This window comes from Micromonospora sp. NPDC048909, assembly GCF_040649635.1.
GTDB lineage: Bacteria > Actinomycetota > Actinomycetes > Mycobacteriales > Micromonosporaceae > Micromonospora.
Map to the genome: position 1 here is coordinate 138,535 of NZ_JBEZFU010000007.1, position 15,253 is coordinate 153,787.

The 15,253-nt window shown below is 70.1% G+C and carries 11 protein-coding genes and 2 pseudogenes; 10 read left to right on the top strand and 3 right to left on the bottom strand.

The genetic code is table 11. The annotated features are described in order from the left end of the window. Positions 1-2: 2 nt before the first annotated feature. Positions 3-1,025, bottom strand: coding sequence for an LD-carboxypeptidase (locus AB0C04_RS20620; RefSeq protein ID WP_357056912.1), 1,023 nt, complete (start codon positions 1,023-1,025; stop codon positions 3-5). A 202-nt stretch (positions 1,026-1,227) separates the two neighbouring features. On the opposite strand from AB0C04_RS20620, the gene AB0C04_RS20625 reads away from it, so the two are divergent. Continuing rightward, entirely contained in the window at positions 1,228-2,094 is an 867-nt protein-coding gene (locus tag AB0C04_RS20625; RefSeq protein ID WP_357056915.1) for an NAD(P)-binding domain-containing protein, read from the top strand. A 33-nt stretch (positions 2,095-2,127) separates the two neighbouring features. Here the strand turns inward: AB0C04_RS20625 and AB0C04_RS20630 are convergent, their stop codons facing one another. Next, positions 2,128-2,625, bottom strand: coding sequence for a YcxB family protein (locus tag AB0C04_RS20630; RefSeq protein ID WP_357056918.1), 498 nt, complete (start codon positions 2,623-2,625; stop codon positions 2,128-2,130). 61 nt (positions 2,626-2,686) lie between these two features. Then, positions 2,687-2,929, bottom strand: a pseudogene (locus AB0C04_RS20635) (VOC family protein); the annotation flags it as partial. A gap of 142 nt (positions 2,930-3,071) precedes the next feature. On the opposite strand from AB0C04_RS20635, the gene AB0C04_RS20640 reads away from it, so the two are divergent. The 9 genes and pseudogenes from AB0C04_RS20640 to AB0C04_RS20680 all read left to right on the top strand — a co-directional run bounded on the left by AB0C04_RS20640 (position 3,072) and on the right by AB0C04_RS20680 (position 15,001). Next, on the top strand, positions 3,072-3,578 hold the full coding sequence (locus tag AB0C04_RS20640; protein WP_357056921.1) for a tetratricopeptide repeat protein: 507 nt from the start codon (positions 3,072-3,074) through the stop codon (positions 3,576-3,578). A 217-nt stretch (positions 3,579-3,795) separates the two neighbouring features. After that, a pseudogene (locus AB0C04_RS20645) lies at positions 3,796-3,900 on the top strand (cupin); the annotation flags it as partial. 76 nt (positions 3,901-3,976) lie between these two features. Further along, positions 3,977-5,869: a hypothetical protein gene (locus tag AB0C04_RS20650; protein ID WP_357056924.1), complete on the top strand. Its 1,893-nt coding sequence runs from the start codon at positions 3,977-3,979 to the stop codon at positions 5,867-5,869. A 670-nt stretch (positions 5,870-6,539) separates the two neighbouring features. Further along, positions 6,540-7,979 carry a PLP-dependent aminotransferase family protein gene (locus AB0C04_RS20655; RefSeq protein WP_357056927.1) on the top strand — a complete coding sequence of 480 codons (1,440 nt, stop codon included), beginning with the start codon at positions 6,540-6,542 and terminating at the stop codon, positions 7,977-7,979. Positions 7,980-8,128: 149 nt separating this feature from the next. Beyond that, complete coding sequence (locus tag AB0C04_RS20660; RefSeq protein ID WP_357056929.1) at positions 8,129-8,797, top strand: TOPRIM nucleotidyl transferase/hydrolase domain-containing protein; 669 nt, start codon at positions 8,129-8,131, stop codon at positions 8,795-8,797. Positions 8,798-9,229: 432 nt separating this feature from the next. Beyond that, positions 9,230-9,811 (top strand): NAD-dependent epimerase/dehydratase family protein, encoded by a 582-nt coding sequence (locus tag AB0C04_RS20665; RefSeq protein ID WP_357056932.1) that lies wholly within the window; start codon positions 9,230-9,232, stop codon positions 9,809-9,811. A gap of 39 nt (positions 9,812-9,850) precedes the next feature. Then, on the top strand, positions 9,851-11,191 hold the full coding sequence (locus AB0C04_RS20670; RefSeq protein ID WP_357056935.1) for an MFS transporter: 1,341 nt from the start codon (positions 9,851-9,853) through the stop codon (positions 11,189-11,191). Positions 11,192-11,433: 242 nt separating this feature from the next. Then, the gene (locus tag AB0C04_RS20675) at positions 11,434-13,284 is read left to right on the top strand and encodes a glycoside hydrolase family 15 protein (RefSeq protein WP_357056938.1); all 1,851 of its coding nucleotides are present in this window, start codon (positions 11,434-11,436) and stop codon (positions 13,282-13,284) included. A 106-nt stretch (positions 13,285-13,390) separates the two neighbouring features. Beyond that, a complete protein-coding gene (locus AB0C04_RS20680; protein WP_357056940.1) occupies positions 13,391-15,001 on the top strand; it encodes a tannase/feruloyl esterase family alpha/beta hydrolase in 1,611 nt (536 codons plus the stop codon). The last annotated feature ends 252 nt before the right edge of the window (positions 15,002-15,253 follow it).

Consider the following 15,253-nt stretch of genomic DNA (forward strand, 5'->3'; position numbering starts at 1 on the left):
ACTCAGGCGCCCGGTCCGGTCGCCACGAGCGGGCGTACCGCCGGTTCGAGCAGCGAGAAAGTCCTCTGCTGTGCATCGAGGGCGACCCGGATGCCGACCGGCATCGGCAGATTCGGGCCGGCATGCCCGAACTCGACGTTGCCCAGGACCGGGATGTCACGCTCGCCGAGGACGTCGAGGACTATCTCGGGCAGCGTCGGGGACGCGTCGGGCGCGCCGAGCCCATCGATCGCGTGCGGGACGCCCACGACCATGCCGGCGATTCGATCGAGGATCCCGCAGTGCCGCAGCACCTGTAGATCGCTCCACACCCAGGAGGCGTAGCCGCCCATCTCCTCCCAGAACAGCACCGCGCCGTCGAACCATTCGAGCGGCAGCGCGAAACGCGTCGCCTGCGCCCGCATGATGCGATTGAGCACGCCGCCGATCAGCCGGCCTTCGGCACGACCGGCACGCCAGCACTCCCACGATGGGCTGGCAGGCAGCGCACCGATCGCCTCCGTACCGGTCAACAGCGTCGAGTAGAGATTCTCAAGCTCCGCTCTGCGCGCCGCGGGCGCTGCCTGCCACGCCCCGCCGAGTCCAGGCGTGGCCAAGTCGGCGTGGAACCCGACCAGACCCGTGCGCGCATAGAGCACCAGGTGCAGCAGCGAGATGTCGCTGTAGCCGAGGATCGGCTTGGGGTCGGCAGTGATCGCCTCAACGTCGATCAGGTCGAGGTAGCCGAGCGCCGTCTGGCCGCCGTCGTGCGCGATGATGGCGCGCACCTCGGGATCACGCAGAAGGGCGTTGAATTCCCTGGCGATCTCCGCCGGGGTACCCGCGCTCCACCAATGCTGCCGCCCTGCTTCCAGTAGCGGTGCCCGACGCACGCGGAATCCCATCCGCTCGAGCACGACTACCGCCTGCTTGAGGTCGGGCTCGTAAACGGCATGGAGCGGCCCGGACAGCGATGCGATGACGACGAGATCTCCGGGCCGCAGGGCACGGGGTCGAAGCGGTCGAGGCGCTGCGGCAAGAGTCACCGAGGCAGTATCCCGACACCCCCAGCAACACGCTCCACAATTACCGATCGACAGCCCAGCAGGCGTTGGCTACCAAGGGTTGCCGACGGAACGCCGTAGAAGGCACCAGCTTCCGCCGGGCGGTTCGACGCAGCCCGACCTACTGGTTGCGATGGAGCCGTCGACTTGACCTCAAGCGAGGTTGACGTCGGACGATCGCGCCATGGTCGAAGTCGAGAAGTCAGCTCCCCGGGTCGCGATCATTGGCACGGGGGCCATCGGCAGTGCGGTGGTACATCGACTGCTGGGAGGTGGATACCACGTCACGGTGTGGAACCGCACCGAAAGTCGTGCAACCGAGCTGGTGGCCGCGGGGGCGCTACCAGCGCGGTCCGTCCCCGAAGCGGTGTCGTCCAGCACCCTCATCTTCCTGACCCTCAAGGACTACACAGCGGTAGAGCACTGCCTTACCCAGCTCGACAGAGACCTGTCCGGGCGGTCGATCGTCGGGATGTACACGGGTACGCCCGGCGAAGCTCGGTCGGCCGCCCAGCGGGTCACCAGCCTGGAGGGGCAATACCTCGACGCGGGGATTCAGGCCTCGCCCGAGATGATCGGCACTGACGCCGCAACGATCTTGTACAGCGGCTCCCGGCACGCGTTCGAGCAACACCGGACGACCCTCGAGCTGCTGAGCAGGCCTCGCTTCGTCGGAGAGACGCCGCAGGCGGCCGCGGTCTGGGACCTCGCGCTGTTCGGGCTGTGGTACGACGCCCAACTCGGCCTGCTACGAGCCCTTGACGCGGCACGTGGCGCCGGCGTCGACGTGATGGATTTCTCGCACACGGCGAGAACGCAGCTCGGCCACGTGGTGACTGGGTTGTCCGCCACCGTCTCGGAGATGGAGCGGGCAACCTGTCCCCCAGGCCCCGCCGACCTCACTGATCATCTGACGGTCGTCCGCCACCTCATCGACCTGCGGGCCGGCCGACGGCTCGGCGATGGCGGACTACCAGTGGTGGCGGCGAGAATCGAAGCGCTCATCGCAGACGGCCGTGGAGGCGAAGGCTTGACCGCGACGGCCGGGTAGCGTTCGGTCAGCCGGACACCCGCTCGTCGGAGTTCACCGGAGCCGGAGCAGTCCACGTTTGGCCATATAGGCTCGCAACGTCTCCGCGTCCTCGGCGGACATCAAGCGGCGTGGGATCACCGTCGCCGGCATCCGGCCGACGAACACGATCCAGAACTCAGGGGTGTCCCTCACCTGGGCGACCCCGTCCCAGGCGATGCCGCCGGACTCGGAGCCGCTGCGCATCATGATGTTGTCATCGGTGATGTCGTAGGCGCCCTCGACGGCGTAGCGGCTGGAGCGGCGCCGGGCGCGCAACCGCACCCACGGCGAGTACAGCATCGACAGCAGACCACCCACGACCAACGCCGTGCACAGCGGTGCGATCTGGTCCCCCCACGCGAACCCCCGCGAGACGGCGAAACCGATCGCCCCGACCGCCGCCAGCACCGCGCCGATGTAACCGTACTTGCGCAGCCGGACACTGCTGAGCGCAGCGGCCACGCGGCCTGGGTAGGCGGGATCGGCTGGGACGTCAAAACGGATGTGCACGCCAGAACGATAGTGCCGTTACCTTTCAGTGCGCCCGAGTGAGCACAGGATCGGTAGTCCTCTTGACGACCTTGCCTTCGGGAACGCGCTGGAAGAACAGCCGCGGGCCCACACCTGAGGGATCAACGCACGCGAACCATGAACCCCGATCCGCAGGCGGCAGCGCGCGATCGAAGTCGTCCCAGGTAGCGAAGCCCTCCGGTGGCGGCGGTACGACGTACCCCAACACCTCGCACCAGAAACGAGCGACGCGCTCAGGTTCTGCGCAGTCGAAGGTGACTTGGAAATGCTTGACCGCCGCCATCGGCCCACCACAGAGGCGGGGCCTTTGTCGTCTCCACGGGCCCGCCCCTGGCCAGGTCGTGGCGCGGCGAGCAGAGAAATCGGGCTGATCTGCCGATGGTCTGAGGCGACGTACGATCCATGCCATCGTCGCGACATGAGCCGTGCAGGAGCAGCTGATGATCACTGATGCAACGCTGGCCCGCATCAACCAAGGGGTGCAGTTGCATCATCACCAGGGCCAGCGTGAGGCTGCTCGCGACTTGTTCGCGCAGATCTGGGACGAGATCGGCGGGGAGCGAGGCGATCCTTTGCACGTCTGCGTCCTCGCGCACTCGATGGCCGATGTGCAGGACGACGTCCACCAGGAGTTGATCTGGGACCAGCGAGCGCTGGCAGCGGTCGACCTGCTCACCGATGCCCGGGTTGCGCAGGCCGGGGTGCCGATGGCGGTGGCCGGTCTGTATCCGTCGTTGCACCTCAACCTGGCTGAGTGCTATCGCAAGCTCGGCGATCTCGACCGTGCCCGCGAGTACCTCCAGCGTGCGCGAACGGGTATCGGCGCGCTTGGCGACGACGAGTACGGGCAGCTGATCAAGGGCGGCCTGGATCGGCTGGCGCAGCAGCTGACCTCTGAGGAGGCGCGCGCTGCCGAAGAGACCATCCGCTAGCCGGCAGCGTCGCCGGGTTTCGGTGCGGCGCCGGCGGTGGCGGAGAGGACGCCGCGTTGGCCATCCAGAACATGACCAGTCCTCGGCGAAGTTGGCGCGCGGCCGGCCGCAGCCTCGGCGCGCGACGAGGGCCGTGAAGGTGAAGAAGGACCGGCCACGTTCGACCTCGAAACGCCTCGCGGTGGGGAAGCTCAGGGTCAGCACGGTGGATCGACGCGATGAGCCGGCCGGCGGCATCGTCCACCGCGACCCGGGCACCGTCCACATGCTCACCGGCGTGGGCGGTACCCCGTACATCGCGCGCCTGGTCGAACTGAAGTAACCGCTGGCACGGCCGTCCTACGTGGGATCCGGCATTTCGGTGTAAATCGGTGCATCAAATGCGTAACGTGCCGGACATGGTCTCTCGCACTCGGCGTAACCCGTTGCTCACAGCGCTCGGGATGGGCGTGCTCGCCGGCGCCGGTCAGCTCGGCATCGCATTCAGCTTCGGCATCGTCCAGCTCAGCGGCGCTTCCACCGGCGCCGCCGTCAACCAGTGGCCTGCCCAGCTCGTCTGGGTGGGCTGGTTCGCGGCACACGCCGCCGTAGCCGGCACCGTCGTCGCCGCACGCCTGGCTCGCCGGTACGGGGTTCTGGGAAGCACGGGCAGTTTGGTGGGCATCGCCGCCGCCGCCGCGCTGGGCGCCACCGTCGTGGCGCCGCTCTGTGTCCGGCCGGCCCAGGCCGCGGAGCGTTTCTCTGTGGACCCGATCTGGGCCGTCGGCATCTGCGCGACACTCGGCGCGCTGGTCGGCGCGGGTGCCGCGATCGCCGTACTGGTGAAGCCGCCGCTGGGTTGGAACATGGCGACGGTGAGCGGCGTGGTCTGGCTGCTGGCGCTCGTCTCGGTCGTCCCGTCGCTCGCAACCGCCGGGCCGTTGCCCGCCGTACGGCTCGGCGTGCTGGAGCCGGCCGGACTCGACGCCGACGCGGCATCCCGGCAGGCGATCCTCATTCTGCCGGCGGTGGCCCTGCTCATCGGCGCGGTGACCGGCGGGCTGGCCCGCTGGCGCGGGCATCCGCCACTGGTCAACGGCGCGACCGGCGCGGCCGGCACGGTGCTGGTCGCGTTCGCCTACCTGACCGCCGGTCCCGGCGACGCCGTGGACCGGTACCAGATCACGCCGTACTACGGCGCGCTGCTCGCCGTCGCCGCCGGTGTGCTCGGTTCGGCCGCCGTCGCGTCGTTCCGCTGGCCGTTCCTGCCGCGCACCGCTGAAGCGCGGGTCGTCGAGCCGACCGACGTCCTCCGTCCGCTGTCCGCCGACCCCGCCGTGCCGCAGGCCATGACGCCGGCCGCTGGTGGTACGACCGACGAGCCGGAGCCCGTCGAGTTGGCCGCCACGGGGCCGGTCGTCGGCGCGACCGCGGCGAAGCGCCCGACCGCAGCCGAACCGCTGGGCTTCGGTGCGCCGGCCGGCGACCGGGACGTGAGCGCCGTACCGGCCGACTCCGCGACGCGGACCGCCGCACCGGCTGTTACCGCCGCATCGGCCGCACCCGCCGACCTCGCCACAGCGGCCGACCTCGACGACACCCCGGAGACATCGGAACCGGTCCCCGCGACGGCGGCCCACCTTCCCGCGGGCCGCGGCGGCGACGGCTTCGGGACAGCCGAGGCGGAGGCCGACAACACCGAACCCGACGGGACGCCGCCCGGGGCGCTCGTCGCCCCGGGGACCCGCCGGATGTACCAGCCGCCAAAGACCGACCGGGCGCGGGTTCAGGCGCCCCGGCCGGTCGTTCCGGCGCGGCGGGTGCCGTCCTCGACCGAGCCCGTCCCGGGCGCCGCGGCGACCCACTCGGCCGGCACGCAGGAGAGGCCCGAACCGGCGCTTCCACCTCGGCACCGGCCGCCCCTGCCCAACCTGAACCGGGCCGCGAACTGGGACGCCTTCGCGACCGCCCAGCGCGTCGGGCCCCCGCCCACGACCGACGCCGCGCCGGCCGGCCCCGCCGGGACCGATCCGGTCGCCGCCGTTCCCGCGCCGACCGCCCCGGCATCCGTCGCCGAGGCGGGACGTGCCAGCGGGCGGGCCAACGGCCGGCTGGGCCTGTTCCGGCGCAACAAGTCCCGGGCGGACGGGGACGGCGCGGGGACGCCGGCGGACGGCGAGCCGCTGCCGAGGCAGGACGCGGAGTTCGTCGACTGGGTGACCCGGCTGGGCAACCCGGTGGCGGACAACGAGCCGGATCAGGAGAGCGATCGCCGGTCGATCCGCTCCACCGGCCGCCACCCCACCGACTGACCTCCACTGTCGGGCCCGCCGCTGCGAAGGACCGCTTCCGTCTGACGAGGCCGTGTGGCAGCGAGACACTGCCCACGACCCCTCCACAGGGACGTTCAACGCACGACGGTGATCCGGTTGACGCACCCGTCGTCCGACGAGGTTCCGGTCAGAGTGACCGTGGTCCTCACCGGACCGGCACCGCGCGGGGCGGGGCCGTCCTGCCGGGCGTCGTGCTGGCGGTCAGCCTGCGGTCGGTCGAGTCCTACGTGCTTGCGCCACGCCCAGCCATTCGCCGAGCCGGCGGCGGACCCGGATGCGGCGATATCCGCCGTGCACCGCCCCGGTTGGTGGTGGATCGAACAGCGACCCCGACCCGGGTGCGGCTGTCGCCGGCCTGGTGAACAACGAGCGAGACCACCATCTACCCACGGGCGTGACAATCACTCCCAGGGCGCATCACGCTGTCTGCGTCTGCGGAGCCGCGGCGAAGCGGCCAGGAAGGCCAGGATTCGCGATGATCATCGCCCGGCCACTCACCGAACCGGGATACACCGGTTCGTAGCCCGCGCATCGGCGAGCTTCATCCAGTCCAGGCGCGGTGCGTGCTTGGGGAGCCGCTGCGTGCCGTCGGTGATCGTCATGCCCGCAACGCTCCGTGGTCGGTGAGCCTGCGATATCGTCCGCTTTCGTGGCAGATTCGCGGGCCAATTCGGAGGGCAACTCACCGTCGGTGTTCGGCGCCGACCTGCATCTGGACCTGACCGGCCCCGGGCTGCGCGCCGGGCTCACGGATGCCCTGCGGGAGGCCATCCGCACCGGACGTCTGGTGCCCGGCACCCGGCTACCGTCGTCCCGCTCACTCGCAGCCGATCTTGGGGTCGCCCGCAACACCGTTGCCGACAGCTACGCCGACCTGGTCGCCGAGGGCTGGCTCACCGCCCGACAGGGCTCCGGAACGCGGGTGGCCAAGCGGGCCGAACCGCGCGGCGCGGCGCCCACCGCTGCTCGTGCGAGGCCCGCCCAGCGCCGTCCCACGTACGGCCTGCTGCCGGGTACGCCGACCCTCGCGGAGTTTCCCCGTTCGCAGTGGCTCAAGGCAGCTCGCCGGGCTCTGACGGCGGCCCCGAACGATGCCTTCGGCTACGGCGACGCTCTCGGCCGGTTGGAGCTGCGTACCGCCCTCGCGGACTACCTGGCACGGGCTCGCGGGGTGCACGCCGAGCCCGACCGGCTCGTGATCTGCGCCGGTTTCCACCACGGTCTGACGCTGATGGCGCAGGTCCTGCGGGCGCGGCGGGTGGCGGCGCTGGCTGTCGAGTCGTACGGTCTCGACGTCTATCGCGATCTGCTGACCAGCGCCGGCCTGCGCATCCCGCCCCTCAGGGTCGACGAGCACGGCGCGCGCACCGACGACCTGGCGGGGTTGAGCGCGGCGGGCGCGGCGCTGTTGACACCGGCGCATCAGTACCCGACAGGGGTCGCCTTGACCTCGCAGCGGCGAGCGGCGGCGGTGGACTGGGCCCGCGCTACCGGCGGGCTGATCTTGGAGGACGACTACGACGGGGAGTTCAGGTACGACCGCCAGCCGGTGGGCGCGCTGCAGGGCCTCGACCCGGAGCGGGTGGTGTACTTCGGCACGGCGAGCAAGTCGCTGGCGCCCGGGCTGCGGCTCGGTTGGATGGTGCTGCCGAAGGAGCTGGTCCCGGAGGTCGTGGCTGCCAAGGGGGACATCGACTACATGTCGAGCGCGCTGGAGCAGCTGACGCTCGCGGAGTTCATCGCCTCGGGCGCGTACGACCGTCAGGTGCGATCGATGCGGGTGCGCTACGGGCGCCGCCGGGACGAGCTGGTCGCGGCGCTGGCTCAGCGGACGCCCCACGTCCGTGTGACCGGGATGGCCGCCGGGCTGCAAGCGGTCCTCGAGCTGCCGCCCGGCACCGAGGCTTCGGTCGTCCAGGCGGCCGCCCGCCAGGGCCTGGCGGTGGCCCCGATGGCCGAGTTCCGCCACGAGCTGGCGGACTCGGGATGGCAGTTGGCCGAACGGGACGCCCTGGTGGTCAACTACGCGGCCCCCTCGGACAGCGCGTGGGCGGGAGCGCTGGACGCACTGTGCAGGGTCATGCCGTAGGTCAGACCCCGGTCAGAGGGTTGCCGTGTCGCCGGTGCCGGCGGGGTCGGCCACGGGCGGGCCTCGGGCGGCCTGGCCCCTCTCCCCATCGGGGCAGGCCGTGGCTAAATCCCTGGTCGGCCGACCGGCACATCATCGATGATGCGGCCATGGCCACGACCCGACAGGCTGACATCTCCCCCGCCGAGGCGCTCGATGGCCACTTGGGTGGCAATGCCGCCTCGATCCGGGCGACGGCCCGCGCTCTGGCGAAGGTCGAGTCCGCCGTGGCCGTGGTGCTCGTCGAGGGCATCAGCGACCAGATCGCACTGGAGACTGCCGCCATGGGCCGCGGTCGGGATCTCGAGGCGGAGCGAGTCGTGATCGTGCCGATTGGCGGGGCGCATGCGATCGGCCGCTTCCTGACACGGTTGGCCCCCCTGGGCCCCGGCGTGCGACTCGCCGGGCTGTGCGACGTGCGTGAGGAGGCGGTATTCCGGCGCGGACTGGAAGCCGCCCTCGTTGGCTCACCCCGCGCGCGCAGCGACATGGAGCGCCTAGGGTTCTACGTCTGCGTCAAGGATCTGGAGGAGGAGCTACTCCGCGCTCTGGGCGCCGCGCGGGTCGAAGCACTCTACGACTCGCAGGGTGACCTGCGGTCGTTCCGCTCGTTCCAGAGCCAGCCCGCCTGGCGCGGCCGGGAGCCCGAGGCGCAGATGTGGCGGTTCCTGCGCAGCAACTCCCGCCGTAACCAGCGATACGCACGCCTGCTCGTCGAGGCGGCAGTCGCCCGGGAACGCCTGCCGCGGCCGCTCGACGCGTTGCTCACCGTCATCTGACCCGGGCACGAGCTTCTGCCTGTGTGATGACCGCCCATCCGCCGCCCCGGCGCTCCGGCCGGTCGGCGGAAACGTTCGATCTCCCATGAATCGCTGCTGTGAACGGCCAGGTATCGGTTGAGGCCTCCGGCCGCTTGGCCTTGGCACACCCGGGGTTTCGCAACGGCTGGCACTCGTGGATGGTCCGGATCACTGCCGAATTGGCCCATGAATCTGCCCTAGAACTGGACCAGATCACCGCGCCACTCGCCGCGTAACTTTGCGGCCGTGAACACGAACCAAGCACCAGCAAATGGATAACGCCCCCCAGAGCGCGCAGCGCGGGCGTTGGCGGCGCCGCTGTAGCGGGCCAGTCGTCGCGCGGACGGTGTGGTCCGGCGGCGGCAGCGCACATAGCTCGACCTACCGAACCACGAATAATTGGGAGAAATGATGCGGGTATTTCTTGCCGGCGCGTCCGGCGTGATCGGGCAGCGGCTGATCCCCCGACTGGTTCAGGCGGGGCACGTGGTCGGTGGCATGACTCGATCGCCCAGCAAGACCGAGTTGCTGGCGCGGCTCGGCGCCGAGCCGATCCTGTGTGATGTCTTCGACCGCGACGCCTTGATCCAGGCGGTTCGTGACTTCGAACCCGACGTCATCCTGAACGAACTGACCGATCTGCCGGATGAGGTGGAGAGGATCGGTGAGCACGCGGAGCTGAACGCTCGGATCCGGACCGAGGGCAACCAGAACCTGATTGAGGCGGCCCGGAAGAGCGGCTCGCCGAAGATCCTGGCCCAGACCGTCGCCTGGCAGTTGCCGGACGGGCCCGATGCCCTGGCGGTCGCCGAGCTGGAGCGCTCCGTACTCGCCGAGGGTGGCGTGGTGCTGAGCTACGGGCAGTTCTATGGGCCCGGCACCTACAACGAGGTGCAGATCCCCGCCGAGCCTCGGGTCCGGATCGACCGGGCTGCCGAGCGCACGGTGGAACTGCTCGACGCGCCGTCGGGCGTCGTCGTCATCACCGACTAGCGATCACGATCCGGCCGCCGAGCCGCGCCGAACTCGGCCGTGGACCAGATCCCGGCCCGACGGCAGTGGCCCGGCGGCGGACTCCTCCCCTCCCACCTTCACCAATTCTTCGGCGCGCGCATCGCTGCGGCCGCCTATGGAGCTGTCATGTCCTCGATTCTGGGAACCATCGACCCGCCCGCGGCCAACCGGCGGCGCACTCTCCCCGCCGGGCTTGCGCTCACCGGCGCGGCGCTCGCGTTCACGAGCCTCTATCTGGGAGCCGGCGTGCTGACGCCTCTGCTCGTGGTCTACCGGCAGCAGTGGGAGTTTGCCCCGTCGCTGCTCACGCTGGCGTTCGCGGTCTACGCGATCGGCTTTCTCGCCGCCGTCCTCACCCTGGGGTCGCTGTCCGACCACGTCGGCCGGCGCCCGGTTCTGATCGGCGCGCTGGTCATCCAGCTCGCGTCGAACATCCTGTTCCTTGTCGCCCCGGACATCGGGTGGGTGATCGCCGGCCGGATCGTGCAAGGTGTCGCCAGCGGCGCGGCGACCGCCGCCTTCACCGCGGCGCTCGTCGAACTCGCCCCGCCGAACAAGAAGAGACTGGGCACGATCCTCGGCAGCGTCGGCCTGACCGGCGGGCTGAGCGTCGGATCCCTCCTGGCCGGCCTCGCCATCCAGCTCACGCCCCGGGCGAACTGCATCGTCTTCACCGCCCTCATCGCCCTCACGGTTCTCGGAGCCGTCGTCATTGCCCTGTCTCCGGAGACCATGCCCCGCACCTCGGGTGCGCTCCGCTCGATGGTTCCGCGTGTCGCGATCCCGCCCGCCGCTCGAACGGAGTTCGCCGCCGCAGCGCCGGTGGTCGCCGCGGTCTGGATGCTCGCAGGTCTCTCCGGCGGGCTGGCTCCGAGCATGGTCCGCAGCGTCTTCCACCTGGACAGCGGACTCCTCAACGGCCTGGCCGGGTTCGTCGCACCGGCCGTGTCGGCCGTCGTCGGACTGGCCTTCGCCCGCATCAACCCGCGGCGAGCGATGACCATCGGCATCTACGCGTCCCTCGTCGGGGCCGTCGGCATCATCGGCGGCGTGTTCGCCGAAAGCCTGGCCGTCATGATCGTCGGGCAGGCCATCGCCGGTGTCGGCTTCGGCGCATCCTTCACCGCCGCCCTGCGCCTCATCTTCCCCCTCGCGGCGGCGCACCAGCGCGCGGGAATCGTCGGCGGAATCTACGTCGTCTCCTACGTCGCCTTCGGGCTACCCATCGTCATCGAGGGGCAACTCGTCGGCGCTCTCGGCGAGGTGCCGGCGGTCGTCTGCTACACCGCGTTGACCGTGCTCCTCGTGCTCGTCAGCCTCGCCGCCCAGACCCGCATCACACGCCGCACCCGCGGCTGACGGACACAACGTAGGCCACCCGACGCAGGACCTCGGAGGTGAACGCGATCCGTTGGATCCACAGACCCCTCTGACGAAGCGGCCGCGGGCGCGGACGGCATTGCGGATGCGGGTCTCTCACCTCTGGGCTGGTCGAGGCGCGTCGGGGCGCGCGGGAGGGTGGCTGACCACGTAATCGTGCCGAACTCGACAATTCGTCCCTTAGGTTACTGCCCAGGAGGCTGTCGAGACCGGGGGACGACGTGGAGAGCTATCCGGCGATCGAGGATCACGGGCTCATCGGCGACCTGCAGACCGCCGCGCTGGTGACGTGCGACGGAACGATCGACTGGTTCTGCGCGCCGCGCTTCGACTCGCCGAGCATCTTCGCCGCACTGCTGGACCGCGAGCGCGGTGGCTACTTCCGCATCGCCCCGCACGACGTCCGGTACGTCACCAAGCAGCTCTACCTGCCTGGCACTCCGATCCTGATCACCCGGTTCATCAGCGCGGACGGCGTCGCCGAGGTGATGGACTTCATGCCGGTCACCGGCGATCTGGCCACCGACACGCACCGCCTGGTCCGCATGGTCAACATGGTCCGGGGCAGCATGCGGTTCCGGGTGGAGTGCCGGCCCCGGTTCGACTACGCCCGGGAGAAGCACCAGCTGGAGCGCCACCGCAACGGGTACGTCTTCCGCAGCCGGTCGGCGGCGCTCACCTTCAACCCGGTTGACCCGGTGGTGCGGCAGATGATCTCGCGGGGAGGCGAAGTCCGCATGGAGGACGGCGACCTGGTCGCGTACGGCACCCTGAACGAGGGTGACACCGGCGGCGTGGTCCTGGAGACGGCCGGCACGGAGCCACGGATCGTCCCGCCGCAAGAGGTCCAGGGGATGTTCGAGTGGACCCGGGACTACTGGCGGCGCTGGGTCGAGCGCTCCCGCTACACCGGGCGGTGGCGGGAGATGGTCGAACGCTCGGCCATCACGCTGAAGCTCATGACGTACGCGCCGACCGGCGCGATGATCGCCGCGCCCACCGCCGCGCTGCCCGAGCTGGTCGGCGGCACCCGCAACTGGGACTACCGCTACACCTGGGTACGCGACACGTCGTTCTCGGTGCACGCGCTGCTCGGCCTCGGCTTCACCGAGGAGGTCAGCCGGTACATGAACTGGCTGGACGAGCGAATCCGCGAGGCCGGTGACCACCAGGACCCGCTGAAGATCATGTATCGGGTGGACGGCTCCTCCGACCTGCACGAGGAGACTCTCGACCACCTGGAGGGCTACCGCGGCTCCCGGCCGGTGCGGATCGGCAACGGCGCCGCCGACCAGCTTCAACTCGACATCCACGGCGAGGCCCTCTACGCCATGCATCTCGCCGACGAGCAGGGCATCCGCGTCTCGCATCAGGTGTGGAAGAGCACCGTCCGGCTCGTCGACTGGCTCTGCCACCACTGGGACCAGGCCGACGCCGGCATCTGGGAGAGCCGCCACCACCCCCGCAACTACACCTTCGGCCGGGTGATGTCCTGGGTAGCGCTGGACCGGGCCATCCGCCTCGCCACCCGCACCGGCCGCCCCGGGGACACCACCATCTGGGCCGAGCAACGCAACCGGATCTACAACCAGGTCATGGCCCGCGGATACCATCGGGAGCGCGGCAGCTTCGTGCAGGCGTACGACGAGAACATGCTGGACGCGGCACTGCTCGCCATGCCGGCGGTCGGCTTCGTGACGCCGAGCGACCCCCTCTGGCAGTCCACCTTGAACAACATCGAGCGCGAGCTGGTCTCCGACAGCCTGGTCCACCGGTACGACCCGGTCCACTCCCCCGACGGCCTTCCCGGGCACGAGGGCACCTTCAACATGTGCACGTTCTGGTACGTCGAGGCGCTGGCCCGCTCCGGTCGCCTGGACGACGCCCGGCTCACCTTCGAGAAGATGTTCACCTTCAGCAACCATCTCGGCCTCTACGCCGAGGAGATCGCCGCGACCGGTGAGCAGATCGGCAACTACCCGCAGGCGTTCAGCCACCTCTCCCTGATCAACTCAGCGCTGGCGCTGAACGACCTGCTCGACGTCGAGGCCGACGCCCGCCGCCGCCAGTAGAGCGTCCGCAGCCCGAGACGGTTGCGACACGGCGTCCAGTCGCCAGGGCGCACCCCAGGGTGGTTCCCTGGGGCGAGCTACACATACCGCGGGTGAGGGTGTCGGCATGAAACGACGCCTGATCGTCCTGCTAGCGGCGGCGGTGCCGGCAGCCGCCGCGCTGGTGCCGATGGCCGCGAACGCCACCGCCGCCCACACCCCCGGCCTTTCGACTGCCACCGCCTGCGCCTCCGTTCCCGTCTCCGCGCCCTCCGGCACCGTGGTGGAGAAGGTGACAGCGGTAGCCAACCCCGGTGGACGGGTCACCTTCCCGCCGGCCCCTCCCCTGCTCGACTACCCCCCGATCGACGACGTACCGGCCTGGTGCGACATCACCGTCACCGTGACCCACCCAGGGGCGAACGACCACGTCAACATCAAGGTCTCGCTGCCGCAGAACCCGCAGGACTGGAACGGCCGGTTCCAGGGCACGGGCGGCAGCGCGTACCTTGCCGGCGAGTTTCTCCACCCGCTGGTGCTAGCGGTCAAGGGCGGCTACGTGGGAGCGGCGACCGACGCCGGCGTCGGCCAGAACCCGCTGGACGCGAGTTGGGGACGCACCGCCGACGGCACCGTGAACACCCCGCTACTGCAGAACTTCGCCTCGCGCTCGCTGCACGACATGGCTGTCGTCGGCAAGGACGTGACTCGGAACTTCTACCACCGGTCCGCGAGCTACGCGTACTGGAACGGTTGCTCGACGGGCGGCCGCCAGGGTTACGCGGAGGCCCAGGACCACCCGACCGACTTTCAGGGCATCCTGGCGAAGGCGCCGGCGGTCAACTGGGACCGGTTCGCGGTCGCGACGTTGTGGTCGCAGGCCGTCTTCAATGAGGAGAACGTGCAGCCCAGCAAATGCGAGCTGGACGCCTTCACCACGGCGGCGGTCAAGGCCTGTGACGGCCTCGACGGGGTCACCAACGGCATCATCGACAACCCGCGGGACTGCCACTGGGACGCCCGCCGGATGATCGGCACCACCGTCGTCTGCGACGGCAAGAAGTTCACCATCTCCCGCGCCACCGCCAACGCGGTCAACAAGATCTGGGCCGGTCCGGTCTCCAGCACGGGCGAGAAGCTCTGGTATGGCCCGAACAAGGGTGCCAGCCTCGATCCCCTGGCCACCCCCGGCGCGCCGTTCTTCGTCGCCAACGCCTGGGTCCAGAACTTCGTGACCCGGGATCCGTCCTTCGACACCTCCAAGATCACCTATGCGTCGTTCGAGCGGCTGCTTCGCTCATCGCAGCGACAGTTCAACGACGTCATCGGCACCGACGACCCCGACCTGTCGCGATTCGCGCGCGCCGGCGGCAAGCTGCTGAGCTGGCACGGCCAGACCGACGAGCTGATCCCGACCCTGGGCACCGTCGACTACCGGGAACAGGTCAACCGGACCTTCGGCGGCAACAAGCGGGTCGACGACTTCTACCGGCTGTTCCTGCTGCCGGGCGTAAACCACTGCGGCGGCGGCACAGGCCCGCAGGTGAGCGACGACGACGCGCTGGCCGCCCTCGTCAACTGGGTGGAGAAGGGCAACGCCCCGGCCACCCTGCCCGCCTCGACCAGCACCAACGGCAAGACCGTCACCCGGGACGTCTGCCGCTACCCGATGGTGGCCCGCTACACCGGCCACGGCGATCCTGCCCAGGCCGCCAACTTCCACTGCGTGCAAGCCTGACCCGGACGGGAACAACGCGGCGGCCCCGGGACCAGCTCCGGGGCCGCCGCTTGGCTCTGCACCGATTCCTCCCCCGCCGGGGCCGTCGCTCAATTCCCTGCTTCTTCACGAAAGACGCCACAACCTTGCGCAACTACGGCTCCTTCCGGATGGGCTCGCCCGAGATAGGGCACGAAGGGAAGGGCGACGCGCGCAAAATCAACACAGAAATGCACACGACTGTTTTCAATCCGAGTGGCACCGGGAGTTCCC

What these genes read in the sequence shown, in the direction of transcription:
- AB0C04_RS20625 (WP_357056915.1), top strand. Translation starts at nt 1,228, where the DNA reads ATGGTCGAAGTCGAGAAGTCAGCTCCCCGGGTCGCGATCATTGGCACG.
- AB0C04_RS20650 (WP_357056924.1), top strand. Translation starts at nt 3,977, where the DNA reads ATGGTCTCTCGCACTCGGCGTAACCCGTTGCTCACAGCGCTCGGGATG.
- AB0C04_RS20660 (WP_357056929.1), top strand. Translation starts at nt 8,129, where the DNA reads ATGGCCACGACCCGACAGGCTGACATCTCCCCCGCCGAGGCGCTCGAT.
- AB0C04_RS20665 (WP_357056932.1), top strand. Translation starts at nt 9,230, where the DNA reads ATGCGGGTATTTCTTGCCGGCGCGTCCGGCGTGATCGGGCAGCGGCTG.
- AB0C04_RS20680 (WP_357056940.1), top strand. Translation starts at nt 13,391, where the DNA reads ATGAAACGACGCCTGATCGTCCTGCTAGCGGCGGCGGTGCCGGCAGCC.